Source organism: uncultured Caulobacter sp. (assembly GCF_947036865.1).
In the GTDB taxonomy this organism is placed as follows: Bacteria; Pseudomonadota; Alphaproteobacteria; order Caulobacterales; family Caulobacteraceae; genus Caulobacter.
Genome location: NZ_CAMQSF010000019.1, coordinates 29,198 through 51,943, shown reverse-complemented (window position 1 = coordinate 51,943; position 22,746 = coordinate 29,198). Strand labels below are relative to the sequence as shown.

At 69.2% G+C, this 22,746-nt stretch carries 26 protein-coding genes; 20 read left to right on the top strand and 6 right to left on the bottom strand.

Annotation, left to right across the window (positions count from 1 at the left end; translation table 11 throughout):
• The 8 genes from rpmD (at position 1) to rplQ (ending at position 5,772) form a co-directional block, all read left to right on the top strand.
• Positions 1-186 (top strand): 50S ribosomal protein L30, encoded by a 186-nt coding sequence (gene rpmD, locus Q0V34_RS12120; protein ID WP_004616903.1) that lies wholly within the window; start codon positions 1-3, stop codon positions 184-186.
• A 171-nt stretch (positions 187-357) separates the two neighbouring features.
• Complete coding sequence (rplO, locus tag Q0V34_RS12115; RefSeq protein ID WP_297512094.1) at positions 358-852, top strand: 50S ribosomal protein L15; 495 nt, start codon at positions 358-360, stop codon at positions 850-852.
• A gap of 198 nt (positions 853-1,050) precedes the next feature.
• Positions 1,051-2,406: a preprotein translocase subunit SecY gene (gene secY, locus Q0V34_RS12110; RefSeq protein WP_297512091.1), complete on the top strand. Its 1,356-nt coding sequence runs from the start codon at positions 1,051-1,053 to the stop codon at positions 2,404-2,406.
• A gap of 139 nt (positions 2,407-2,545) precedes the next feature.
• On the top strand, positions 2,546-3,115 hold the full coding sequence (locus Q0V34_RS12105) for an adenylate kinase (RefSeq protein WP_297512088.1): 570 nt from the start codon (positions 2,546-2,548) through the stop codon (positions 3,113-3,115).
• A 175-nt stretch (positions 3,116-3,290) separates the two neighbouring features.
• Positions 3,291-3,659, top strand: a complete 369-nt coding sequence (gene rpsM, locus Q0V34_RS12100) for a 30S ribosomal protein S13 (RefSeq protein ID WP_066684382.1) — start codon at positions 3,291-3,293, stop codon at positions 3,657-3,659.
• 13 nt (positions 3,660-3,672) lie between these two features.
• Positions 3,673-4,062, top strand: a complete 390-nt coding sequence (gene rpsK / locus Q0V34_RS12095; protein ID WP_010919150.1) for a 30S ribosomal protein S11 — start codon at positions 3,673-3,675, stop codon at positions 4,060-4,062.
• A 76-nt stretch (positions 4,063-4,138) separates the two neighbouring features.
• Positions 4,139-5,155, top strand: coding sequence for a DNA-directed RNA polymerase subunit alpha (locus Q0V34_RS12090; RefSeq protein WP_184720769.1), 1,017 nt, complete (start codon positions 4,139-4,141; stop codon positions 5,153-5,155).
• Positions 5,156-5,358: 203 nt separating this feature from the next.
• On the top strand, positions 5,359-5,772 hold the full coding sequence (gene rplQ, locus Q0V34_RS12085; RefSeq protein WP_297512080.1) for a 50S ribosomal protein L17: 414 nt from the start codon (positions 5,359-5,361) through the stop codon (positions 5,770-5,772).
• A 64-nt stretch (positions 5,773-5,836) separates the two neighbouring features.
• On the opposite strand, the gene Q0V34_RS12080 is transcribed toward rplQ, so the two are convergent.
• From Q0V34_RS12080 to Q0V34_RS12070, 3 genes are all read right to left on the bottom strand, one after another.
• On the bottom strand, positions 5,837-6,319 hold the full coding sequence (locus Q0V34_RS12080) for a hypothetical protein (RefSeq protein ID WP_297512077.1): 483 nt from the start codon (positions 6,317-6,319) through the stop codon (positions 5,837-5,839).
• 228 nt (positions 6,320-6,547) lie between these two features.
• Positions 6,548-7,378, bottom strand: a complete 831-nt coding sequence (locus Q0V34_RS12075) for an ABC transporter permease (RefSeq protein ID WP_297512074.1) — start codon at positions 7,376-7,378, stop codon at positions 6,548-6,550.
• Complete coding sequence (locus Q0V34_RS12070; RefSeq protein WP_297512072.1) at positions 7,378-8,295, bottom strand: ABC transporter ATP-binding protein; 918 nt, start codon at positions 8,293-8,295, stop codon at positions 7,378-7,380. Before Q0V34_RS12070 ends, Q0V34_RS12075 begins: the two co-directional genes overlap by 1 nt.
• Positions 8,296-8,464: 169 nt before the next feature.
• On the opposite strand from Q0V34_RS12070, the gene Q0V34_RS12065 reads away from it, so the two are divergent.
• From Q0V34_RS12065 to Q0V34_RS12025, 9 genes are all read left to right on the top strand, one after another.
• Positions 8,465-8,923: a VOC family protein gene (locus Q0V34_RS12065; protein WP_297512069.1), complete on the top strand. Its 459-nt coding sequence runs from the start codon at positions 8,465-8,467 to the stop codon at positions 8,921-8,923.
• Positions 8,920-9,255 carry an MmcQ/YjbR family DNA-binding protein gene (locus Q0V34_RS12060; RefSeq protein ID WP_297512067.1) on the top strand — a complete coding sequence of 112 codons (336 nt, stop codon included), beginning with the start codon at positions 8,920-8,922 and terminating at the stop codon, positions 9,253-9,255. Before Q0V34_RS12065 ends, Q0V34_RS12060 begins: the two co-directional genes overlap by 4 nt.
• Entirely contained in the window at positions 9,252-9,581 is a 330-nt protein-coding gene (locus Q0V34_RS12055) for a helix-turn-helix transcriptional regulator (protein WP_297512064.1), read from the top strand. The genes Q0V34_RS12060 and Q0V34_RS12055 overlap by 4 nt, the downstream gene beginning before the upstream one ends.
• A complete protein-coding gene (locus Q0V34_RS12050) occupies positions 9,578-10,075 on the top strand; it encodes an SRPBCC domain-containing protein (protein ID WP_297512060.1) in 498 nt (165 codons plus the stop codon). The genes Q0V34_RS12055 and Q0V34_RS12050 overlap by 4 nt, the downstream gene beginning before the upstream one ends.
• Entirely contained in the window at positions 10,072-11,337 is a 1,266-nt protein-coding gene (locus Q0V34_RS12045; RefSeq protein ID WP_297512058.1) for a TCR/Tet family MFS transporter, read from the top strand. Before Q0V34_RS12050 ends, Q0V34_RS12045 begins: the two co-directional genes overlap by 4 nt.
• 95 nt (positions 11,338-11,432) lie before the next feature.
• A complete protein-coding gene (locus Q0V34_RS12040; protein ID WP_297512055.1) occupies positions 11,433-12,863 on the top strand; it encodes a Do family serine endopeptidase in 1,431 nt (476 codons plus the stop codon).
• A gap of 34 nt (positions 12,864-12,897) precedes the next feature.
• A complete protein-coding gene (locus Q0V34_RS12035) occupies positions 12,898-14,199 on the top strand; it encodes a replication-associated recombination protein A (RefSeq protein ID WP_297512052.1) in 1,302 nt (433 codons plus the stop codon).
• 166 nt (positions 14,200-14,365) lie between these two features.
• Positions 14,366-15,193, top strand: coding sequence for an RluA family pseudouridine synthase (locus tag Q0V34_RS12030; protein ID WP_297512049.1), 828 nt, complete (start codon positions 14,366-14,368; stop codon positions 15,191-15,193).
• Entirely contained in the window at positions 15,190-15,699 is a 510-nt protein-coding gene (locus Q0V34_RS12025; protein ID WP_297512045.1) for a hypothetical protein, read from the top strand. The genes Q0V34_RS12030 and Q0V34_RS12025 overlap by 4 nt, the downstream gene beginning before the upstream one ends.
• 4 nt (positions 15,700-15,703) lie before the next feature.
• On the opposite strand, the gene Q0V34_RS12020 is transcribed toward Q0V34_RS12025, so the two are convergent.
• Positions 15,704-16,933 carry a hypothetical protein gene (locus Q0V34_RS12020; protein ID WP_297512043.1) on the bottom strand — a complete coding sequence of 410 codons (1,230 nt, stop codon included), beginning with the start codon at positions 16,931-16,933 and terminating at the stop codon, positions 15,704-15,706.
• 167 nt (positions 16,934-17,100) lie between these two features.
• On the opposite strand from Q0V34_RS12020, the gene crcB reads away from it, so the two are divergent.
• Genes crcB through Q0V34_RS12005 form a run of 3 tightly spaced genes read left to right on the top strand, consistent with a single transcriptional unit; the run spans position 17,101 to position 19,855 of the window.
• On the top strand, positions 17,101-17,484 hold the full coding sequence (gene crcB, locus Q0V34_RS12015; protein WP_297512040.1) for a fluoride efflux transporter CrcB: 384 nt from the start codon (positions 17,101-17,103) through the stop codon (positions 17,482-17,484).
• Complete coding sequence (locus Q0V34_RS12010) at positions 17,481-18,479, top strand: RluA family pseudouridine synthase (RefSeq protein WP_297512038.1); 999 nt, start codon at positions 17,481-17,483, stop codon at positions 18,477-18,479. Before crcB ends, Q0V34_RS12010 begins: the two co-directional genes overlap by 4 nt.
• 14 nt (positions 18,480-18,493) lie before the next feature.
• Complete coding sequence (locus Q0V34_RS12005; RefSeq protein WP_297512034.1) at positions 18,494-19,855, top strand: 2OG-Fe(II) oxygenase family protein; 1,362 nt, start codon at positions 18,494-18,496, stop codon at positions 19,853-19,855.
• A 108-nt stretch (positions 19,856-19,963) separates the two neighbouring features.
• Here Q0V34_RS12005 and Q0V34_RS12000 read toward each other — a convergent pair whose 3' ends face one another.
• Together Q0V34_RS12000 and Q0V34_RS11995 are read right to left on the bottom strand one after the other, a co-directional pair.
• Positions 19,964-21,250, bottom strand: a complete 1,287-nt coding sequence (locus tag Q0V34_RS12000) for a DUF1501 domain-containing protein (protein WP_297512031.1) — start codon at positions 21,248-21,250, stop codon at positions 19,964-19,966.
• The gene (locus Q0V34_RS11995; protein WP_297512028.1) at positions 21,247-22,692 is read right to left on the bottom strand and encodes a DUF1800 family protein; all 1,446 of its coding nucleotides are present in this window, start codon (positions 22,690-22,692) and stop codon (positions 21,247-21,249) included. The genes Q0V34_RS12000 and Q0V34_RS11995 overlap by 4 nt, the downstream gene beginning before the upstream one ends.
• Positions 22,693-22,746 lie beyond the last annotated feature (54 nt).

Below are 22,746 nucleotides of genomic sequence, written 5' to 3'. Positions count from 1 at the left end.
ATGGCTGAAGCTAAGACCATCACGGTGCGCCAGACCGGCAGCCCGATCCGTCGTGAAAAGGACCAACGGGCCACGCTCGTCGGTCTGGGCCTGAACCGCGTGGGTCGCACCTCGACCCTGCAGGACAACCCCTCGACCCGCGGCATGATCCGCAAGGTCCAGCACCTGCTGGAAATCGTCGAGTAGTCCTCTACGCGACGCCGAAATACGCCACCCCGGTGAAAGCCGGGGTGGTTTTCGTTTGAAATCTCATTTCTCCGTTGAGTTTTCTGGCGATTTAGGGTTTTAAGCGCGCTCTGATTTTCAAAAGCCGAGTCCGGCCATGCGCCGGGCGCAGATCTCCAAGGAGAGGCACACATGACCAAGCTGAACGAACTGGCGCCGCGCGAAGGCTCCACCAAGGGCCGCATGCGCGTCGGCCGCGGCCCGGGTTCGGGCAAGGGCAAGACCAGCGGCCGCGGCGTGAAGGGCCAGAAGTCGCGGACCGGCGTCGCCATCGCCGGCTTCGAAGGCGGCCAAATGCCGCTGCACATGCGCATGCCCAAGCGCGGCTTCAACAACCCGTTCCGTCTGGACTACGCCGAAGTGAACCTGTGGCGCCTGGAACAGGCCGTCGCCGCCGGCAAGCTGAAGGCCGGCGCCGAGGTCTCGGCCGCCGACCTGGTCGCCGCCGGCGTCATCCGTCGCGAACTGGACGGCGTGAAGCTGCTGGGCAAGGGCGAGATCAAGTCGGCCCTGAAGCTGACCGTCTATTCGGCCACCGAAGCCGCCATCAAGGCCGTCGAGGCCGCCGGCGGTTCGGTCACCGTGACCAAGAAGGCCAAGGCGCAAAGCCGAAGCCTAAGCCGATAAGCTGTCGTCCTGAACGGCGCTCCGGCCCAGCCGGGACGACAGTTGTTTTCGAGGCTCGCCGTGACAACGCGGCGGGCCTCACCTATTTGTGGCGCTCTCCTCGGATCAGTCTGGTCCGGGAAACCTAATTTCAGAGCGCGTCGGCCGCCGAAGCGGTATCGCTTTCGGCTATCGCGCTCCTGAGTCGTGGGGATCTGAATGGCCTCGGCCGCCGAACAACTCGCAGCCAACATGAACTTCGCGTCGTTCCAGAAGGCGACCGAACTTCACAAGCGCATCTGGTTCACGATCATCGCCCTGATCGTCTATCGCCTTGGCACCTACATCCCGATCCCCGGCATCGACGCGGTCGCCTTCGAGCGCCTGTTCAACGGTAATTCGGGCGGCCTGCTCGGCATGTTCAACCTGTTCTCGGGCGGCGCCGTGCAGCACATGGCGATCTTCTCGCTGAACGTGACGCCCTACATCAGCGCCTCGATCATCGTGCAGCTGATGGGCACGGTGTATCCGCCGTGGGAGAAGCTGAAGAAGGAAGGCGGGGAGGCGGGCCGCAAGACCCTCAACCAGTACACCCGCTACTTCGCCGTCGTGCTGGCCGTCGTCCAGTCGGCCTCGATCGCGTTCGGCCTGCAGGCCCAGCAAGGCGTCGTGGTCGGCGGCATCGGCCCGGCCTTCTTCGTCGTCTCGACGGTCGTCACCCTGACCGGCGGCACGCTGTTCCTGATGTGGCTGGGCGAGCAGATCACCAGCCGCGGCGTCGGCAACGGCGTTAGCCTGATCATCTTCGCCGGCATCGTGGCGCGCCTGCCGATCGTGCTCGGCCAGATGCTGGTCCAGGCCCAGACCTCGGGCAGCTATACGCCGGTGTTCCTGGTGGTGATCGGCGCCGTGGCCGCCATCCTGGCCATCGTGTTCATGGAACGCTCGCAGCGCCGCCTGCTGGTCCACTATCCCAAGCGCCAGCAGGGCAATCGCATGATCGGCGGCGAGAACTCGTTCATGCCGCTGAAGATCAACACCGCCGGCGTCATCCCGCCGATCTTCGCCTCCAGCCTGCTGCTGCTGCCGACGACCGCCATGAGCTTCATCCAGACGGCCAACCTGCCGGAGTGGATGTCGTGGCTGCCGGGCGTGGTGGGCGCGCTGCAGCACGGCCACCCGGCCTTCCTGGTGTTCTACGCCCTGCTGATCATCTTCTTCTCGTTCTTCTACACCTCGGTGGTGTTCAATCCCGAGGAGACGGCCGAGAACCTGCGCAAGTACGGCGGCTTCCTGCCGGGCATCCGGCCGGGCAAGCGCACCGCCGAGTATCTGGACTATGTGCTGACCCGCCTGACGGTGATCGGCGCGGCCTATATCACCGCCGTCTGCGTCGCGCCCGAGCTGGTGATGATGGCCATCAAGTCCAACCAGTTCGCCCTGGGCGGCACCTCGATCCTGATCGTCGTGACGGTGACCATGGACACGGTGGCGCAGATCCAGTCGCACCTCCTGGCCCACCAGTACGAGGGCCTGATCAAGAAGTCGAAGCTGCGCGGCGGCCGCAACCGCTAGGCTTCATCGTTCCACATTGTCAGAAGCGTTGAAGCCGGTTTGTCACAAAACCGGCTTCCGTTTTCTTTCCCGGGGCTCTAGGTCTGCTCCGGGAGATGAGAGCCGGGCGAGAGACTCGGCGACGCGCGAAGGGGCTTTCATGAACTTGATCCTGTTCGGTCCGCCGGCGGCGGGGAAGGGCACCCAGGCCAAGCGCCTGGTCGCCGAGCGCGGCATGGTCCAGCTCTCGACCGGCGACATGCTGCGCGCGGCGATCGCTTCGGGCTCCGAGCTGGGTCAGAAGGTCAAGGGCGTGCTGGATCGCGGGGAACTGGTCACCGACGAGATCGTCATCGCCCTGATCGAGGACCGCTTGCCGGAGGCCGAGGCCGCCGGCGGCGCGATCTTCGACGGCTTCCCGCGCACGGTCGCCCAGGCCGAGGCGCTCGATAAAATGCTTTCCGCCCGCGGACAGAAGATCGACGTCGTTCTCCGACTCAAGGTAGACGAACCGGCCCTGATCGAACGGATCAAGAAGCGGTTCGAGGAGCAGGGGCGGCCGGACGACAATCCCGAGGTCTTCGTGACTCGCCTGGCCCAGTACAACGCCCAGACCGCGCCGCTGCTGCCTTACTATGAAGGGCAGGGGAAGCTGACGGAATTGGATGGCATGGGGACCGTCGAAGCGGTCGCCGCCGCGATCGATGGCGCCCTGGGCGTCGTCGCCTGATTGAACCCCGAATTTGCGGGCTTTTCCGTGGATTCAGTTGTTGACGGAAGTGAAACGATCCCTATAACGGGGCGCTTCCGCGAAAGGGCGCGATCCGTGCGCGCCGGTTTGGATCTTCTGGTCCGGCCGGGCGCGCCGTTCGCGTCTTTAGTGCGTGACTAGGAGAACATTAGACGTGGCCCGTATCGCAGGCGTCAACATCCCGACGAACAAGCGCGTCCTGATCGCGCTTCAGTACATTCACGGCATCGGCCAAAAGTCGGCTCGTGACATCATCACGAAGGTGGGCATCGAGGATGCGCGTCGCGTCAACCAGCTGACCGACGCCGAAGTCCTCGCCATCCGCGAAACGATCGACCGTGACTACACCGTCGAGGGCGACCTGCGTCGCGAGAACTCGATGAACATCAAGCGTCTGATGGACCTGGCCTGCTACCGCGGCCTGCGTCACCGCAAGGGCCTGCCGGTCCGCGGTCAGCGCACCCACACGAACGCCCGCACCCGCAAGGGTCCGGCCAAGCCGATCGCCGGCAAGAAGAAGTAAGGTAGCCTGACCGATGGCCAAGGAACCGGCTCGCGTTAAACGTCGCGAACGCAAGAACATCACCTCGGGCGTGGCGCACGTGAACGCCTCGTTCAACAACACCATGATCACCATCACCGACGCCCAGGGCAACACGATCTCGTGGTCCTCGGCCGGCATGATGGGCTTCAAGGGCTCGCGCAAGTCGACCCCGTACGCCGCCCAGATGGCCGCCGAGGACGCGGGCAAGAAAGCCGCCGAGCACGGCGTCAAGACGCTGGAAGTCAACGTCTCGGGTCCGGGCTCCGGTCGCGAGTCGGCCCTGCGCGCTCTGCAAGCCGCCGGCATGACGATTACGACGATCCGCGACGTCACGCCGATCCCGCACAACGGCTGCCGTCCGCCCAAGCGTCGTCGCGTCTAGTATTTTTTAGACCACAATTCTCCTTCGCCGGCTGCGCAAAACGCGGCCGGCGAGCCGCGTTCAAGGGACCGACCACGTGATCGAAAGAAACTGGAACGAGCTGATCCGTCCTGAGAAGCCGCAGATCGAAACCGGCGCCGACGCGACCCGCAAGGCTCGCATCGTCGCCGAACCGCTCGAGCGCGGTTTCGGTGTGACGCTCGGCAACGCCCTGCGTCGCGTTCTCCTCTCGTCGCTGCAAGGCGCCGCCGTCACCGCCATCCAGATCGATGGCGTCGTGCACGAATTCTCCTCGCTCGAAGGCGTCCGCGAGGACGTCGTCGACATCGTTCTGAACATCAAGCAGCTGGCCGTGCGCATGCACGCCGAAGGCCCCAAGCGCATGACCCTGCGCGCCACGGGCCCCGGTCCGGTCACCGCCGGTCAGATCGAGACCCCTGCCGATATCGAGATCCTGAACCCCGACCACGTGCTCTGCACGCTGGACGACGGCGCCTCGGTGCGGATGGAGTTCACGGTCAACACGGGCAAGGGCTATGTCCCGGCCGACCGCAACCGTCCGGAAGACGCGCCGATCGGCCTGATCGCCGTCGACGCCCTGTACTCGCCGGTCAAGCGCGTCGCCTACCGCGTCGAGCCGACCCGTCAGGGCCAGTCGCTGGACTATGACAAGCTGATCCTGGAAGTGGAAACCAACGGCGCCGTCACCCCGGTGGACGCCGTGGCCTACGCCGCCCGGATCCTGCAGGACCAACTGCAGATCTTCATCACCTTCGAGGAACCGAAGGCCAAGTCGGCCGACGAGTCCAAGCCGGAACTGCCGTTCAACCCGGCCCTGCTGAAGAAGGTCGACGAGCTGGAACTGTCGGTCCGTTCGGCCAACTGCCTGAAGAACGACAACATCGTCTATATCGGCGACCTGATCCAGAAGACCGAAGCCGAGATGCTGCGCACCCCGAACTTCGGCCGCAAGTCGCTGAACGAGATCAAGGAAGTGCTCGCCGGCATGGGTCTGCACCTCGGCATGGACGTGCCGAACTGGCCGCCGGAGAACATCGAAGACCTGGCCAAGAAGTTCGAAGACCAAATCTAAGAACCTTCGAAGCCTATCGCGCTAAATCCGGGCCGCTCTTCCTCTCTTCGGAAAGGGGGAGCGGCCTGGGCCTTTTGAAGCCGCTACGCGGTGGAGGGCCCCGGCGCTTCGCTCTGAACCGGGTCGGGACGGACCAGGATTGGTGACAATCAGGCGCTCCTCGTCAGGACGCCGCTCGGGCCAAGCGCCCAGGAGAGAAGAAAATGCGTCACGGCTACGCCCACCGCAAACTGGGCCGCACCTCGGCTCACCGCGCCGCCATGTTCGCCAACATGTCGGCCTCGCTGATCAAGCACGAGCAGATCGTCACCACCCTGCCGAAGGCCAAGGAACTGCGTCCGATCGTCGAAAAGCTGGTCACCCTGGCCAAGCGCGGCGACCTGCACGCGCGCCGTCAGGCCATCAGCTCGGTTCGCGACGTCGAGCAAGTCGGCAAGCTCTTCGCCGTGCTCGGCCCGCGCTACAAGGACCGTCAGGGCGGCTACATCCGCGTCCTGAAGGCCGGCTTCCGCTACGGCGACAACGCCCCGATGGCCGTGATCGAGTTCGTCGACCGCGACGTCTCGGAAAAGGGCAAGGACTCGGGCCCGGTCTTCACGGCCGACGCCGAAGACTAAGAGATTTCAGCCTCGGCTGAGACGAGGGGCCCCGGAGCGATCCGGGGCCTTTCTTGTTTCGGGGTCACCGCCGGCGCTGGCTGGCGGCTTCGCGCCGATACGCCGCTAGCCGCGAAGCCTGTTCAGCTTGCGATGGTACGCCGAGTTCCAGACGCAGGGCGTCGGCGACCAAGTCACGATCATACAGCCCCTGAGATGGTTCGCCCTGGCCAGGAATGTCGTACTGCGTCCCGAAGATTTGCGGTCGCTCGATAGCCTGCAGATAGCGATCCAGACTCGCGCTCGCTATCCAGAGGGCGCTCCGCTCACCCTTGGCTACGGCGACCATCGCCAGGGTATGGGCTAGGAGAAAGTCATTTGGCGCGCGGCCGTGCTGAAAGACGAAAGCGGCCTGGAGGAAGTCCTGGCCCGTTCGGAGGGCGCCCGCCTCCAGCAGTTTGGCCACAGCAGTTCGACGCGGCCCGTCATGCAACGTGATTTGCCCCCAATCCAGGGCTGTCGCATCGCCCCTACGGTCAGCCTGATCTTCATCGAACAGGCGCTGCATCTCTGGGTTAGAGGAAGCTGGCGCTCCGCTAGGTGAGGGAAGGCTCGCGGTCTGAGCCCAGGCTTGTCCCAAGCACAGCGCCGAACATGCCGTGAGCGCGGCGACCAAACGTTTCATACGACCCTCTCCGTACCTCGGCATCCTGGTGTCACCAGGCCAAGTTTACGTTTCGCGGTCTATTGACGCCAGGCGTAGCGGCGATCTCGCGATCGACTAGGATTCGAGCCCTCACTCCTTCGTCAGATCCTGCCGCCGGAACAGCCAAAGGGCCCCGGCCGCTAGCGCCGCGATCCACGCCGCCAGCGCCGCCAGCGCCACGCCGGCCGAGCCGCTCGCCGGCCCCAGAGCCGCCGGGTTCAGCAGCGCCGCGCGCAGCAGGTCGGCGTCGTAGGCGGGGATGGCCAGCAGCTTCCAGCTCGGCGGCTGGTTCTGCTCCATCATCCGCAGTGCGCCGGCCAGGATCGTCTGCACGAACCGGAAGCCCAGGCACGCGATCACCACGCCCAGGGTCGAGCGCGACAGCACGCCGACGCCGGCCGCCAGCGCCGCCAGGGTCATGGCCTCCAGCCAGGTGATGGCCAGCACGCCGATCACGTCGAACAGGTTGCGGTCGAACATCGACAGGGTCAGGGTCTTGCCGCCGATCCCCGCGCCGATCACCGCCGCCGCCGCCGACAGCGCCGCGCTCAGCAGCAGGCTCCAGAACACCGCTTCACCGACGACGAGCAGCTTGGCCAGCAAGAGGTTGAGGCGCGTGTTGCGCGGCGTCATCAGCCGCCAGGTCTCCCATCGATAGTCGCCGGCCAGCACCGCGGCCGCGCCGATCATCAGGAACAGCGCCGCGAAGGTCGAGGCGCCGTCCGCCAGCGCCTTGATTACTTGGTCGACGACCGCGACCGTCAGCTCCGGCGTCGCCTTCTTCAGGACGTAGCGCACGAAGAGGTCGCCGCTGATATTGAGCAGGAAGTTGACCAGCGGGGCGAAGACGAAGCCCCAGAACAGGGCCGAGCGGTCGCGCAGCAGGCGGAAGCGTTCGGCGGCGATGGCGTCGGCCAGCATCAGGCGGCTCCTTCCGGGGCGGCGGCCGAGGGGGTCTGGCCCAGCGTTTTCAGATAGACCCCCTCGAGGTCGACCTCGCGCCACCGCGCCTCGACGATCTCGGCGCCGGCCTCGACCAGGGCGCGGATGACGGCGGGGGCCTCGGCGCGCGGGATGTCGGCCAGCACGGCGTCGGCGCCGTCGGCCTCGCCGCGGTCGTCCAGCACGGCCAGGGCCGGAGCCAGGGGAGAGGCCAGGGTCAGGCGCAGGCGCGCCTCGCCGGCGGTCAGTTCGGCCACGCCGCCCTCGGCCACGACCTTGCCGCGCGACAGGATGGCGACGCGGTCGCAGACCCGCTTGACCTCGTCCAGCTGGTGGCTGGCCAGGATGACGGTGACGCCCTCGCGCTTGGCCAGGTCGACGATCAGGGCGCGGATCTCCTGGATGCCGGCCGGGTCCATGCCGCTGGTCGGCTCGTCCAGGATCACGAGCTCGGGCTTGGTCAGGAAGGCGGCCGCCAGGCCCAGGCGCTGTTTCATGCCGACCGAGAAGCCGCTGGTGGCGCGGTCGGCGGCGTGGGTCAGGCTGACCCGCTCCAGCCAGCCGCCGATGTCGGCGTCCTTCTTGCCGCTTTCCAGGGCCAGCATCGTCAGGGTGTCGCGGGCGGTCAGATAGGGCGGATAGCGCGGGGTCTCGATCATCGCCCCGACCTTGCGCAGGGCGGTGATGTCGCCGGGGGCGGCGCCGAACAGGCGCGCCGAGCCCTCGGTGGGCCGCACCAGGCCCAGGGCGATGCGGAAGAGGGTGCTCTTGCCCGCGCCGTTGGGGCCGAGCACCCCGAACACGCCGCCGGCGGGAATGGCGATGGAGAAATCGTCGAGGGCGCGCACCGCCCCGTAGGTCTTGGTGAGGCGGTCGGCCTCGAGGGCGATCGACATGCGACGGGTCCCGACGCCGGGCGACTCGGCCCGACGCGGCGACTATGGCGAGGCGGCGGGCCACCGCCAAGTTAAGAGCCGGTCATGCCGGCGGCGATCCGAACGGCCGCTTGCCAAGGTAATTGCGATATGCGTTAAATATTCCGGAAATAGTGAAAGGACCGCCGCGATGCCCGAACCGCGTAAAGGCCTGGTGTCCGCCGTCACCTATCGCGACCCGAAGGCGGCCCTGGCCTTCCTGGAGGCGGCGTTCGGCTTCGAGCTGACCTTCCTGATCGAGGGCGAGGACGGCGGCGTGGCGCACGCCCAGATGAGCCATGGCGACGCCACCGTGATGATCGGCGGCGAATGGAGCGAAAATCACGCCAGCCCCGCCGCGCTGGGCGGCAAGACCACCCAGACCGTGCACATCTACATCGACGGAGACGTCGACGCGCATTGCGAGCGGGCGAGGGCGGCCGGGGCCGAGATCCTGGCGCCGCCCGAGACCCAGTTCTACGGCGCGCGCACCTATCGCTGCCGGGATCCCGAGCAGCACATCTGGACAGTCTCGGCCGAGGTCGAGGCGGTGTCGACGGCCGAGATGGAGCGCCGCAGCGGCCTTAAGATCACGGTCGGCGCCGCGTGATCACGCCGGACGACTTCCGCCGGCTGGCCCTGGCTCTGCCCCAGGCGGTCGAAGGATCGCACATGGGGACGGTCGACTTCCGCTGCGGCCGGATCTTCGCGACGCTGGGCAATCCGGACGCCGCCTGGGCGATGGTCAAGCTGACGCCGGACCAGCAAGAGATGCGCGTCGCGGCCGAGCCCGAGGTGTTCGCACCCGTGCCCGGCGGCTGGGGGAAGGGCGGGGCGACCCGCGTCCGCCTGGCCGCCTGCGACGAGGCCACGGCGCGCGGCGCGCTGCTCGACGCCTGGCGCAATGTCGCGCCCAAAAAGCTCGCGGGCGCGCTGCCTTGAGCGAGGCGCTGGACCGCACGCTCGCCGCCCTGGCGGATCCGCATCGCCGGCGGACGATCGACTTGCTCCGCGAGCGGCCGCGTCGCGCCGGTGAATTGGCCGACAGCCTCGGCCTGACGCCGCCGGCGATGAGCCGTCATCTCCGCGCCTTGCGCCAGTCGGGTCTGGTGGAGGAGAGCCACCCCGACTTCGACGCCCGCGTCCGGGTCTATCGCCTGCGCGCCGAGCCGATGGCCGAGCTGAAGGCCTGGCTGGACGCCGCCGCGGATCACTGGGCCGATCAGCTCTCGGCGCTGAAGGCGCATGTGGAGGCCAAGGTCCGGTGAGCTCCAGGATCGTCGTCGCCTTGCGCATCGCCGCGCCGCCCGAGGCGGTGTTCGACGCCTTCACCGACGACATCGGCCTGTGGTGGCGGCCCAACCCGCTGTTCGCCTTCACCCCGCGCGCGCCGGGGGTCCTGGCGTTCGAGGATGGACGCCTGCTGGAGCGCCAGTCGACCGGCCAGGTCTTCGAGATCGGCAGGGTCAGGGTCTGGGAGCGCGGCGCGCGGCTGGTCTTCGGCTGGCGACAGGCGACCTTCGCGCCCGGCATGGACACCGAGGTCGAGGTGCGGTTCGAGGCCGTGGAGGGCGGACAGACCCGCGTGACGGTCGAGCATCGCGGCTGGGACAGCGTGCCGGCCTCGCATGTCGCGCGGCACGGCTTTCCGAGCGCGATCTTTCTTCAACGTCACGGCGAATGGTGGCGAGCCTCGCTGGCGGCCCTTGCGGCCCGGGCGAACAGCGTCCACCTAGAGCGCGCCGGGGAGGGCGACGCATGACCGAACAGACGACGGACTCGCGGATCACGGGAACCAAGCGCCAGGCCGCGCTGGGCTTCATCTTCGTCACCGCGATCCTCGACGTGACGTCCCTGGGCGTCATGATCCCAGTTCTGCCGAACCTGGTGAAGTCGTTCGGCGGCGGCGACACCGCCGCGGCGGCCGACTGGGTGGTGCTGTTCGCCACGACCTGGGGCGTGATGCAGTTCTTCTGCTCGCCGATCCTGGGGCTGATGTCGGACCGTTTCGGTCGCCGGCCGGTGATCCTGACCTCGATCTTCGGCCTGGGGGTCGACTTTCTGTTCATGGCCTTCGCGCCCAGCCTCTGGTGGCTGTTCGTGGGCCGGATCTTCAACGGCATGACGGCCGCCAGCTTCTCGACCGCCAGCGCCTATGTCGCCGACGTGACCACGCCGGAGAACCGGGCCAAGGGCTTTGGCCTGATGGGCGCGGCGTTCGGCGTCGGCTTCACCTTCGGCCCGATGTTGGGCGGCTTCCTCTGGCAGTTCGACCATCGCTTGCCGTTCCTGGCCTGCGCGGGCCTCGCTCTGTGTAATTGGCTGTACGGCTTCTTCGTGCTGCCGGAGTCGCTGCCGCCGGAGCGTCGACAAACGCGCTTCGACTGGAAGAAGGCCAATCCGCTCGGCTCCCTGCGGCTGCTGCGCGACCATCCGGGCCTGTTGGGTCTGGCCGGCGTCGGCTTCCTGTTCCAGCTGGCCCACAACGTGCTGCCCAGCGTGTTCGTGCTCTATATGGGCTACCGCTACGGTTGGGGCCCCAACACGGTCGGCGCGACCCTGATGGGCAGCGGCGTCGCCAGTATCCTCGTCCAGGCCCTGGTCGTCGGCCGCGTGGTCAAGGCGGTGGGCGAGCGCGGCACGCTGTTGATCGGCCTGTTCTCGGGCTTCGCCGGCTTCATGATCTACGCTCTGGCGCCCACCGGCCTGATCTATCTGTGCGGCCTGCCGATCTTCGCGCTGTCGGGGCTGATCCAGCCGGGCCTGATGGGCCTGATGAGCCGCCGCGTGGCGCCGAACGAGCAGGGCCAGCTGCAGGGCGCCAATTCGGCGATGATGGGCATCTCGTCGATCCTGGGGCCGGCGCTGTACCTCGTGCCGTTCGCCTTCGCCGTCCGGCACGACGCGACCCTGCACATGCCGGGCCTGCCGATCCTGATCGCGGCGGCCCTGATGCTGGCCTCGACGTCGCTGGCCTGGGCCGTCGCCCGGCCGCTGCCGACGCCGGAACCGCAGGCGGCATGAGGGCTTTCGCCTTGGACCGGACCTTCCGACGCCTTGAACTCGCCCGAAAGCTCGGCTGACTTGCGACCAACAGATAGGAGCTAATCCGGAAGATCATGCGCCACCTTCGCGCCCTGTTGCCCGTCCTCGTCCTGCTGACCGCCTGCTCCAACCCGACCGGGCAATCGCAGGCGCAGTCGATCCCCGACATGCCGCAGCCGACGCGCCGCGTTCCCTCCGACGCGGCGACGATGAAGATGTCCTTCGCGCCGGTGGTGAAGAAGGCCGCGCCGGCCGTCGTCAATGTCGCCAGCCGGCGGATCGTGCGCCAGCGCGTCGATCCGTTCTGGGACTTCTTCATGGGCGGAGGCGGCGGCGGCGCCCAGGTGCAGGGCTCGCTGGGCTCGGGCGCGATCGTCCGCGCCGACGGGGTGATCATCACCAACCACCACAACATCGAGGGCATCGTCGAGGGCAAGGGCGACATCACCGTCCAGCTCGCCGACCGTCGCGAATTCCCGGCCACGGTGCTGCTGGACGATCCGCGCGCCGACCTGGCCGTGCTGAAGATCGACACCAAGGGCGAGAAGCTGCCGGTCATGGCCATCGACGACCAGGAGCAGCTGGAGGTCGGCGACTTGGTCCTGGCCATGGGCAACCCGTTCGGCGTCGGCCAGACGGTGACCAACGGGATCGTCTCGGCCTTGGCGCGGACCGATGTCGGCGCCGCCGACTTCGGCAGCTACATCCAGACCGACGCGGCCATCAATCCGGGCAATTCGGGCGGGCCGCTGGTCGACATGGACGGCGACCTGGTCGGCATCAACACCTTCATCATCTCGCGCTCGGGCTCGTCGTCGGGCGTCGGCTTCGCCATCCCGGCCCGGGTGGTGCGCCAGGTGGTCGGCGCGGCCCTGGGCGGCGGCCACAGCGTCGTGCGGCCCTGGCTGGGCGTGAAGGGGCAGCCCGTCACCGGCGAGATCGCCCGCAGCCTCGGCATGGCCACGCCGCGCGGCGTGCTGGTGGCCCAGGTCTATCCGAGCTCCTCGGCCGACCGCGCGGGGCTGAAGGAAGGCGACGTCATTCTGGCGATCGACGGCCAGGCCGTGAACGACGAGGGCGCCGGCGCCTTCGCCATAGGCACCCACAAGGTCGGCGACCGCGTGCCGATGCAGATCCGGCGCGGCGAGCGTGAGCAGACGATCACGGTCCGCGCCGAGGCGCCGCCCGAGACCCCGGCTCGCGACGAACGGACGCTGAAGGGCGCGACGCCGTTCAACGGCGCCACGGTGATCAACCTGTCGCCGGCGGCGGCGCAGGACCTCGGCGTCGATCCGTTCGCCGGACGCGGCGTGCTGGTCACCGCGATCGGCCCCGGCTACGCGGCCAATGTCGGCCTGCAGGCCGGCGATTTCATCCGCGAGGTCAATGGCCGGACGGTCAACACCGTCGCCGATCTGGTCGCGGCCAGCACCGGCCAGGGCCGCAACTGGGTGGTGACGATCGAGCGCAACGGTCAGCGGATCACCGCCCGCTTCTCGGGCTGACGACTTGGCGTCGGCGGCCTGCTAGAAGACCGGCATGTCCGATCTCTTCCAGGCCGCCGGCCTGACTCCCCACGCGCCGGCGCCGCTTGCCGACCGCCTGCGGCCCCAGAGCCTCGACGAGGTGGTGGGCCAGCAGCACCTTCTCGGGCCCGAAGGCCCCATCGGCCGCATGGCTGCGGCCCATCGCCTAGCCTCGATGATCCTGTGGGGGCCGCCGGGCACGGGCAAGACCACCATAGCGCGCCTGCTGGCCAAGGCCGGGGGCTACGAGTTCCAGCAGATCTCGGCGGTGTTCTCCGGCGTCGCCGACCTGAAGAAGGCCTTCGAGCAGGCGCGCGTGCGTCGCCAGGCCGGCCAGAGCACCCTCCTGTTCGTCGACGAGATCCACCGCTTCAACCGCGCCCAGCAGGACGGCTTCCTGCCGTTCGTCGAGGAGGGGATCGTCACCCTGGTCGGCGCGACCACCGAGAACCCGTCGTTCGAGCTGAACGGCGCCCTGTTGTCGCGCTGCCAGGTGTTCGTGCTCAAGAGGCTGACCGAGGACTCGCTGGACCTGCTGCTCCAGCGCGCCGAGACAGCCGAGAACCGGCCCTTGCCGATCGACGCCGAGGCGCGCGCGAGCCTGGTGGCCATGGCCGACGGCGACGGCCGCTACCTCTTGACCCTGGCCGAGACCCTGTTCTCGATCGGGACCGACAGCCCGCTGAACCCGACCCAGCTGGGCCAGTTCCTGCAGAAGCGCCGCCCGGCCTACGACAAGGACCGCGAGGAGCACTACAACCTGATCTCGGCCCTGCATAAGTCGGTGCGCGGCAGCGATCCGGACGCGGCCCTCTATTGGCTGGCGCGGATGCTGGAGGGCGGCGAGGATCCGCTGTTCATCGCCCGCCGCCTGGTGCGCATGGCGTCCGAGGACATCGGCGCGGCCGATCCGCTGAGCCTGCTGCTGACCACCGCCGCCAAGGACGCCTACGACTTCCTGGGCAGCCCCGAAGGCGAGCTGGCCCTGGCCCAGGCTGTGGTCCACATGGCCAGCGCCCCCAAGTCGAACGCGGTCTACACGGCCTACAAGGCCGCGCGCCGCGCCGCCAAGGAGACTGGCAGCCTGATGCCGCCGGCCCACATCCTCAACGCCCCGACCAAGCTGATGAAGTCGCTCGGCTACGGCGACGGCTATGCCTACGACCACGACGTCGAGGGCGGGGTCTCGGGCCAGAACTACTTCCCGGACGGCATGGAGCGGCGGCGGTTCTACGAGCCCAAGCCCATCGGCGCCGAGGCCAAGGTCCGCGAGCGGCTGGAGGCTTGGAGCCAGGTGCGGAGGGAGGGGAAGTAGGCGGCTGAATTCTCCGTCTCCCCGGCGAATGCCGGGGCCCAGATCCATCCGGAGCGTTCGAAGTTTCGCGCCTGGGACCTCGCTAGGTCCGCCGAGTCCTTTGAGCGCGATCTGGGCCCCGGCATTCGCCGGGGAAATCGGTTTGGGGGCGTGCTAGGAGGCGGTGATGAACAAGCCACCGCGCCGCCCGCCAGCCCCGCCCAAACCGAAGGCCGTGGAGACGCCCATCGCCCTGACGTCCGACGAGATCGAGGCCGCGCGGTCGTGGGTGCTCTACGAGGACGAGACGATCATCGTCCTGAACAAGCCGGCCGGCCTCTCCAGCCAGGGCGGGCGGATCAAGGCCCATACGCTCGACGACCTGCTCTGGGCCTTCGCGCGGCCCAATCGGCCCCGGCCGCGCCTGATCCACCGGCTGGACCGCGACACCTCGGGCGTCATCTTGACGGCCAAGACCAAGCCGGCCGCGGCGTTCCTGGGCAAGGCCTTGGAGGCCAAGCGCTTTCGCAAGAGCTATCTCGCCATCGTCGCGCCGGGGGCGCCCGAGCCGAAGGGCGGCATGATCGACAGCCCGCTGCGCCGCGAGTCGATCGGCCGCGAGGCCTATATGCGGGTCTGCGCCCCCGACCATCCCGACGCCGAGACCGCCCGCAGCCGCTATCGCACCCTGGCCCACAACGCCACGGCGGCGCTGGTCGAGCTGTCGCCCGACACCGGCCGCATGCACCAGCTCCGCGTCCACATGGGCTCGATCGGCCGGCCGCTCGCCGGGGACAGCCGCTATGGCGGGGCGCTGATGCTGGGCGGCGTCGCCGCGCCGCGCCTGATGCTGCACGCCGCGCGGTTGACCTTCCCGCATCCCCTGGGCGGCGAGCGGACGATCACGGCCCCGCTTCCGTCCGATTTCACCGCCATGCTCGCGTCGCTGGATCTCTCCCTTCCGGAACAGCGGCGTCCGGAGACCGTTGATCAGGACGAAGAGGCAAAGTCATGAAGACCGCTCACCCGCTGATCGCCGCGACCCTGGCCGGGCTCCTGCTCGCCGCCTGCGCCACCGCGCCCACCCTTTATCGCGCCGCCGAGGGGGCGCCCAACGCCGTCGGCTATTCCGAGTACCGCCTGGAGGCCGGCCGCTATCGCGTGACCTTTCAGGGCGGGGCCGGCGCGTCCGAGGCCCAGATCGCCGACTACGCGCTGCTGCGCGCCGCCGAGCTGGCCCTGCGCGACGGCTATGACTGGTTCCGGGTCGCGGACCGCGCCACCACGGTCGCGGGCGAGGCCTCGGGACCCCGGTTCTCGCTCGGCGGCGGCTCGGCCAGCTTCGGCCGGCACAGCAGCGTGGGCGTGGGCCTGGGGACCAGCTTCAACCTCGGCCCCGGGCCGTCTTTCGCGCGCTCGATCGAGGTGGTGTTCGGGCGGGGTCCGACGCCGCGCGACCGCGACGCCTATGACGCGCGCGAGATCGTCAAGACGATCGGCTACGGGCGCCAGCGCGCCTGAGGCCTCAGGCCGCCGCGCGCTTGGCCAGCGGATAGGTCGCGCGCAGCGACGCGTGCGTGAGACCCGCCGTCTCGGCGGCCGCGAAATAGCCATCCTGCGGCAGACCCTGAAGGATGGTCATCGGCGCCAGGCCGCGGGCGTCGCGCCCGAAGGCCATGATGTCGCCGGCGATCCTGGCCGCTTCCCCGGTCAGGTCCGAGGCGTCCAGGGCCAGGCCGGCCAGGCGAGCGTCCTTCAGGACGCGCAGGGCTTCCTTGTCCGGCGGCACGCGGGCGATGACGCCGCGGGTCAGGGCGCGCAGCAGGCCCACGACCTCCAGCAGTCGCCCGGCGGGCGTGCCGCGCGTGACGTCCACCAGCTCGATCATCACGCCGCCCCTCAGCAGCGACAGCGAGAGCCCCGCCGTGCCGGTCAGCAGGTCGCGGCCCCGCTGGGTGCCGAGGGTGCGGAACGAGGCCGGCAGGATCAGTTCGGGCGTGTCGGGCCCCTGGACCGACCGCGCGAACACCGCCGCGTATTTCAGGGTGGCCTCGTCGATGAAGGCGACGTCCCGGTCCGAGAGCTTGGTCAGGGCGCGGGCCGAGGCCTGGCGACCGCTGGCCAGGTGCGTGACCATCGGCTCGAGCCGGACCGCGGTGGTGATGTCGCGGCGCAGGCTGACCACGTGCTCCAGCGTGAAATCGACCCGCAGGGCCGCGCCGCCGGCGGTGGTGAAGGCCACCGGCGTGCGACGAGCCTCGTCGCTGGGCTCGACCGTCACGCGGACGGGCGAGCGGGCCGAGTCGCGGCGGGCGCGGGCGGCCAGGACCACGAACGGATCGACGCGACGACAGACGGCCTGGCCGCCCTCGACGCCGATCACCGAGCGGATGCCGAGATCGCCCGGCGAGGCGACGCCCAGCAGATGGGTCAGGACGTCCTCGAGGATCTTCACGCTGGTCGCCTGGGCGGCGAGGCCGTGATCGTTGTTCATGGCCACCAGGAACTCGCTGTCGGAGATGCGCGCGCGCATGTCCTGGCGATCCAGGTGCTCGTTCAGCTTCAGCTCGACATAGGTCCAGACGTCGGCGCGCTTTTGGCTCCACCACTCGCCGGCCCAGGCGCGAATGGCCTTGATGCTGATGACATTGACCGAGCCGCGCGCCACCAGCTCCGACCCCGACAGCCGCTGAGCCACGGGAGCCGGCAGGGCCACGCGTTCGGTCGCGTCGTCGGTCGAGGTGTCGAAGGGCATGGGGCGGGACGCTGTTTCGAGAGAGCCCCAGAATGCCGAGCGCGCGCTTAATCGCGGGTGTTAAAACAAGGTTTCCGCCGGGGTTTACCCTGAAACAAATCACGGAAACTCAAGGGAACTTCGCGGGACGCTTGGCGTTCAGGCCCGCTCGGCGCATAAGGCCCTTCATGAACAAGCTGCTTCTCGTGGCCGCGGGCGGCGCGGTCGGCTCGGTCGCCCGTTACCTGGTGGGCGTCGGCGCCCTGCGGATGATGGGACCCGGCTGGCCGTACGGCACGTTCACCGTCAATGTCGTCGGCGGCTTCCTGATGGGGTGCCTGGCCTCGTGGCTGGCTCACCGGGGCGCGGCCCATCAGGAGCAATGGCGCGTGATGCTGGGCGTCGGCGTGCTGGGCGGCTTCACCACCTTTTCGTCGTTCTCGCTGGAGACCGCGCTGATGATCCAGAAGCGTGACTACCTTCCGGCGTTTTCCTATGCGACGGCCAGCGTCCTGCTGTCGGTCGCCGCCCTATTCGCGGGCCTTCTGGTCGCCCGCAAGGTTTTCGCATGAGCACCAAGGAAGTCCGCACCCTCTATGTCGACGCCGGCGAGGACGGGGTGCGCCTGGACCGCTGGTTCAAGCGCCGCTGGCCGCACCTGAACCACGTCCAGCTGAACAAGCTGTTCCGCTCGGGCCAGGTGCGGGTCGACGGCTCGCGCGCCAAGGCCGACACGCGCCTGGCGGCCGGCAGCCAGGTGCGCGTGCCGCCGCTGCCCGACGCGCCCGATCCCGCCGACAAGGGCAAGCTGTCGGCGCGCGACGTCGCCTACGCCAAGTCGCTGGTGCTCTATGAGGACGAAGAGGTCCTGGCGCTGAACAAGCCCGCCGGCCTCGCCGTGCAGGGCGGCACGAAGACCACCAAGCATATCGACAAGTTGCTGTCGGCCTGGGGCGAGGGCGTCGACCGCCCGCGCCTGGTCCACCGCCTCGACCGCGACACCTCGGGCGTGCTGCTGCTGGGCAAGACGCCCAGCGCCGCGGCGCGCCTGTCGGGCGCCTTCGCCAAGCGGAAGGCGCAGAAGACCTATTGGGCCATCGTCGCCGGCAACCCGCACCCGACCGAGGGCGTGATGGAGCTGCACCTGGCCAAGCGGGGCGTCGGCGATCGTGAGCTGGTCGTGCCGGCTCAGCCCAAGGACCCCGACGCCCAGCCGGCCGAGACCGAGTTCGTGACGATCAGCCGCGCCGGTCCGCGCGTCACCTGGATGGCTCTGAGGCCTCACACGGGGCGCACCCACCAGCTTCGCGCCCACATGAAGGCCATGGGCCACCCGATCCTCGGCGATCCCAAGTACGGCGACGAAAAGTCCGAGCCGCTGTCCGAGGGGCTGAAGCTGCAGCTGCACGCCCGTTCGATCCTGCTGCCGCACCCCTCGGTCGGCATGCTGCATATCGAGGCACCCCTCAGCACGGAGATGAAGGCCGGCTTCGCCAAGTTCGGCTTCTCCGAGGACGAGGCCGAGCAGGATCCGTTCGCGCGGCGGAGCGCCAAGGGCCGGCGATGAGCCTGGAGGCGTCCTTGACCGCCCAGGCCCGGACGCTGAAGGCGGCGGGCCGGCTCGACGAGGCGCTGGACCTTTATCGCCGCGCCGTCCAGGCCGCCCCCGCCAGCGGCGCGGCCGAGCACAATCTCGCCGCCAACCTGGGCAACGCCGAGCTCTATGCCGAGGCCGCCCAGGCGGCCAGTCGCGCCATCGCCAAGGGGCACGACGCGCCGGAAACGCGACTGGTGCGGGCGCGGGCGTACGAGGGCGTCGGCGACCTGGCGGCGGCGGAAGCGGACTATCGCGCCGCCCTGCGTCAGCGACCAGCCTATGTCGAGGCTCTGTCGGGGCTGGCGCATCTGACCTGGGTGGCCTCCGCCGATGTCGACGCCGCCCTGAGCGTGCTCCCCTCGGAACTCAGCCCGCCGATCGCGATGATCCGCGCCAAGCTGCTGACCGGCGCGAGCCGCCTGGACGAGGCCTATGCCGCTGTCGCGCCGCTGGCGCAGGCGATGCCGCGCGAACCGGCCGCCCAGGTGGAAGCCGCTCGCCTCGCCACGCCGGTGGATCCGGTCAAGGCGGTGGCCCATGCCGAGCGCGCCTTCGCCCTCGCGCCGCACGACCTGTCGATCGCCTGCGTGCTCGCCGAGACCCTGCTGGCGGCGGGCGAGGCGGCACGCGCTGCGAGGCTGGCGGAGGCCGTGTCGGCCAAGGTTCCGGACGATCAGGGCGTTCTGGCGCTGCTGGCGACGGCCTGGCGGCTGACCGGCGATCCGCGCTGCGCCGAGCTTTCGGATTATGGGACGATGGTCGGCGCTTACGATATCGCGCCCCCGGACGGCTGGCCGGATCTTGGCGCCTATCTGGCCGACCTGGCCTTGTCGCTCAATCGCCTGCACGCCGGCCGCGCGCCGCCGCTGGGACAGTCGGTGCGGCATGGCACCCAGACCAAGCAGAGCCTGCTGCGGTCCGACGACCCGACGATCCGGGCCTTCTTCCAAGCGATCGACGCGCCCATCCGCGCGCACCTGGCCAAGCTCGGGCAGGGCGCGCATCCGACCCGCCGGCGCAATCGCGGCGACTATCGGATCGCCGGCGCCTGGTCGGTCAACCTGAAGAGCGGCGGCTTCCACACCGACCACGTCCACCCCGAGGGTTGGTTGTCCTCGGCCTTCTATGTCGCGCTGCCGCCGGTCATGGACGGCGACGAGAGGGACGGCTGGCTGCGGTTCGGCAAGCCGGGCCTGCCGACGAGGCCGGCGCTCGCGCCCGAGCACTGGCTGTGTCCCGCGCCGGGACGCCTGGCGCTGTTTCCGTCCTGGATGTGGCACGGCACGGAGCCGTTCGAAGGCGACGGCCGACGCCTGACGATCGCGTTCGACATCGTCCCTGGATAGAGGGCGAAAAACCTCGTCCTTCGACAAGCTCGGGATGAGGTTTTCGACCGGGCGGCGTTTGCAGTCGTCCTCACCCGAGCTCGTCGAAGGGCGAGGACGGGCCGACGATCAGACCAGACCCGTCACCGGCTTGGCGCTGGCGCTGTCGGGGAACACCTTGCGCTCCAGGATCGCCCGATCGACGCCCATATGGTCGGCCAGCACGCCCTTGAAGAGACCGCGCATGTCGATGGTCGGGGCGGTGTCGCGGTTCTCGAACAGCGCCTTCTGCGACAGCCCCGGCCAGTCGCCGACAATGCCGCCCTTCTTCAGCGCGCCGCCCAGGATCAGGCCCGTCGAGGCCGTGCCGTGGTCGGTGCCGCCGGTGCCGTTGACCCGCGCGGTGCGGCCAAACTCCGTCACGGCGATCACGACGGTGTTCTTCCACTCCGGTCCCAGGCCCTGGTGCAGGCCGTCCAGCACCGCGTCCATGTAGGACAGGCGGGTGGCGATCTGGCCGGGCTGGCCGGCGTGGGTGTCGAAGCCGTCCAGCGACACCGCCGCGATCTGCGGGCCGCCGGCCTGGATCATGAAGCCGCCCAGGGTCGAGCCCAGCTTGCGCGCCGAGTCGGTTCCATTGCGGTTGTTGCGGTCGCCCGCCGCGGGAGCGGCGCCGGCGGCCGGCGCCATGGCGGGCGCGCCCATCGACGGCGTCGAGGCCGCCATCGTGTTCATCGCCGGCGTCGCGGCCATGGCGGTCATGGCCGTCTGGGCCATGGTCTCGGTTTCCAGGCCGCGCGCGAAGGCCGGCCCCAGCAGCGGATCGGTCTTGTAGAGATCCTGCAGCAGGGTCGGCAGGCGCGCGGTCTCGTCGACCAGCTTGCCCGGCGACCAGCTGGCCGCCTGCACCTTGCCGCGCAGGATCAGCGGCGCGGTGGCGCCCACTGATAGCCCCTCGACCTTGCGGACCGGCGCCAGGGCTTCCAGCGTGCGGTTCAGCCAGCCGGTCTCGGCGCCATAGACCTTGGCCGAGCCGGTCTCCAGCACGTCCTGGGCCTCGAAGTGCGAGCGGGCGCGGTCGGGGCTGGCGATCGCCGGGGCGATGCGCGCCTCGCCCTTTTGGGCCAGGGCGTAGACGGCCGAAAGTTCGGGGTGCAGGCCGAAGGTGTCGTCCAGCATGCGGACCTGATCGCGCTGCATGGCGATCGAGCCGCGCAGGCCCGAATAGTCCGGATCGCCTACCGGCGGCGAGACCGACAGGCCGTCCATGCCGCCGCGGCAGATGACGACGACCAACTTCTTGCGGGCCAGGGCGCCTTCCGAGGCGGCGAAGGCCTGCGAGCCCAGGAAGTTGACGGAGATGCCGAGGCTGGCGCCCAGGCTCAGCAGCGAGCGGCGGTTGATTTGAGCGGTCATCGGCGTTGGAACTCCGGGCTCATCACGAGAAGGGCGAAGGCTTCCTTGCGGGTCTCGGCCCGCGACACGGCCTTGGCGACGGCGGGCGTCAGACGCGGCCCCAGGGCCGAGACGGCCAGGGCGTTGGGATCGGTGCGGTCGGCGACCGCGGCCGCGAAGCCCTGCGCCCACTGCATGCGCTTGATCAGGGCGTCCGGCGCGGCCCAGGTCTGGGCGTCCTCGGGCCAGCCCTTGGGGGAGGGGGCCGAGAAAGGCTTCTGGCCAAGGCCCGTCAGGATCGGCGCCAGGCGTTCGATCGCCGACGGCTCGGCCCCGATCAGCCGCCAGGTCGACAGGGTGAATTCATAGGGCGTCTTGAACTTGGCGGGCGTCGGGTCCCAGGCCTCCGGGCTCTCGACCAACGCCTTGGCGACCTGGGCGAGGTCGCCGCCGGTTTCCATCCACCGCCTTTCCAGCCGCGCCGCCAGCGACGGCGGCGGGGTGTCGGAGACGAAGTGGCGGGCGATCTGGCCGCAGACATGGCGGGCGGTGCGCGGATCGGCGGCCAGGTCCTTCAGCACGGCCATGCCCTGCCGAATCCCGTCCTCGCCGTAGTGGCGGCCCATGATCGTCCGGGCGCCCGGCTCGTGCGCGCCCTGGCGGAACACGAACTGCCCGGCGCGATCCTCGTTGTCGCGCCCGATCGAGAAGCCGGTCAGCGCCCGCGCGAACTCGGTCACGTCGGCCTGGGTGTAGCCCGCGTCGACGCCGACGGTGTGCAACTCCATGATCTCGCGCGCGAGATTCTCGTTCAGGCCGGCCTTGGTGTTCTGCCGCCGCGCGAGCGCGATCGCCGCCGGGCTGTTCGGCCCGATCGACTGGGCCTGGTCCAAATAGGTCAGCATGGCCGGGTGGGTGGACGAGGCCACCAGCAGGTTCTCGAAGCTGCTGAACACGTAGGGGCGAATGGCCTCGCGTTCGAACGGGCCGATCAGCACCGAGGTGATCTGCTTGGTGGACGACACCGTGAAGTGGTTGGCCCAGAACAGCGCCCAGCGTTCGCGGAAGCCGGCCGGGGTGTTGGCCGCCAGCTTCGCCCGAGCCAGGATGTCGCCCTCGACCTTTTCGCGGATCATGCGCTGACCGTCGAGGAAGGCCTGGGTGTTGGCGGCCGTCTTGTCGCCTTCGCCGTCTTTCTTGTCGCGCTCCATGCGACGCTGCTGCTGGTAGTCGCGCATCATCGCGAAGCGCTGAAGGGCCGTGTCGCCGCTGTCCTGCGGCAGGTCGGCGCCTTCGCGGCGGATCTGGGCGATTAGGAAGCCCTGCGGATCGGCCTTGGCGGTCTCGATCTCGCCGGGGCGGGCCCCGAGGCCGAAACGGGTGACGGCGATGGCGGCCATCATGTCCTTGGACGGTAAGCTCAAGCGGCGCTCTCCCTTGCGCGACGTCGCGACATTGCCCATTCAACGCCAGCCTTCCGCCGTTCCGTCGCGGATCGCCGGAAAAAGAGTTTCGCC

Coding starts and splice junctions, on each gene's coding strand:
- Q0V34_RS12080 (WP_297512077.1), bottom strand. CDS start 6,319: ATGCAGCGCCTGTTCGATGAAGATCAGGCTGACCGTAGGGGCGATGCG.
- Q0V34_RS12035 (WP_297512052.1), top strand. CDS start 12,898: ATGTCCGATCTCTTCCAGGCCGCCGGCCTGACTCCCCACGCGCCGGCG.
- rpsK (WP_010919150.1), top strand. CDS start 3,673: ATGGCCAAGGAACCGGCTCGCGTTAAACGTCGCGAACGCAAGAACATC.
- Q0V34_RS12045 (WP_297512058.1), top strand. CDS start 10,072: ATGACCGAACAGACGACGGACTCGCGGATCACGGGAACCAAGCGCCAG.
- Q0V34_RS12070 (WP_297512072.1), bottom strand. CDS start 8,295: ATGTCGATCGCCCTCGAGGCCGACCGCCTCACCAAGACCTACGGGGCG.
- rplO (WP_297512094.1), top strand. CDS start 358: ATGACCAAGCTGAACGAACTGGCGCCGCGCGAAGGCTCCACCAAGGGC.
- Q0V34_RS12105 (WP_297512088.1), top strand. CDS start 2,546: ATGAACTTGATCCTGTTCGGTCCGCCGGCGGCGGGGAAGGGCACCCAG.
- Q0V34_RS12075 (WP_297512074.1), bottom strand. CDS start 7,378: ATGCTGGCCGACGCCATCGCCGCCGAACGCTTCCGCCTGCTGCGCGAC.
- secY (WP_297512091.1), top strand. CDS start 1,051: ATGGCCTCGGCCGCCGAACAACTCGCAGCCAACATGAACTTCGCGTCG.
- Q0V34_RS12000 (WP_297512031.1), bottom strand. CDS start 21,250: ATGACCGCTCAAATCAACCGCCGCTCGCTGCTGAGCCTGGGCGCCAGC.
- Q0V34_RS11995 (WP_297512028.1), bottom strand. CDS start 22,692: ATGGGCAATGTCGCGACGTCGCGCAAGGGAGAGCGCCGCTTGAGCTTA.
- rpmD (WP_004616903.1), top strand. CDS start 1: ATGGCTGAAGCTAAGACCATCACGGTGCGCCAGACCGGCAGCCCGATC.
- crcB (WP_297512040.1), top strand. CDS start 17,101: ATGAACAAGCTGCTTCTCGTGGCCGCGGGCGGCGCGGTCGGCTCGGTC.
- Q0V34_RS12040 (WP_297512055.1), top strand. CDS start 11,433: ATGCGCCACCTTCGCGCCCTGTTGCCCGTCCTCGTCCTGCTGACCGCC.
- Q0V34_RS12020 (WP_297512043.1), bottom strand. CDS start 16,933: ATGCCCTTCGACACCTCGACCGACGACGCGACCGAACGCGTGGCCCTG.
- rplQ (WP_297512080.1), top strand. CDS start 5,359: ATGCGTCACGGCTACGCCCACCGCAAACTGGGCCGCACCTCGGCTCAC.
- Q0V34_RS12010 (WP_297512038.1), top strand. CDS start 17,481: ATGAGCACCAAGGAAGTCCGCACCCTCTATGTCGACGCCGGCGAGGAC.
- Q0V34_RS12065 (WP_297512069.1), top strand. CDS start 8,465: ATGCCCGAACCGCGTAAAGGCCTGGTGTCCGCCGTCACCTATCGCGAC.
- Q0V34_RS12030 (WP_297512049.1), top strand. CDS start 14,366: ATGAACAAGCCACCGCGCCGCCCGCCAGCCCCGCCCAAACCGAAGGCC.
- Q0V34_RS12025 (WP_297512045.1), top strand. CDS start 15,190: ATGAAGACCGCTCACCCGCTGATCGCCGCGACCCTGGCCGGGCTCCTG.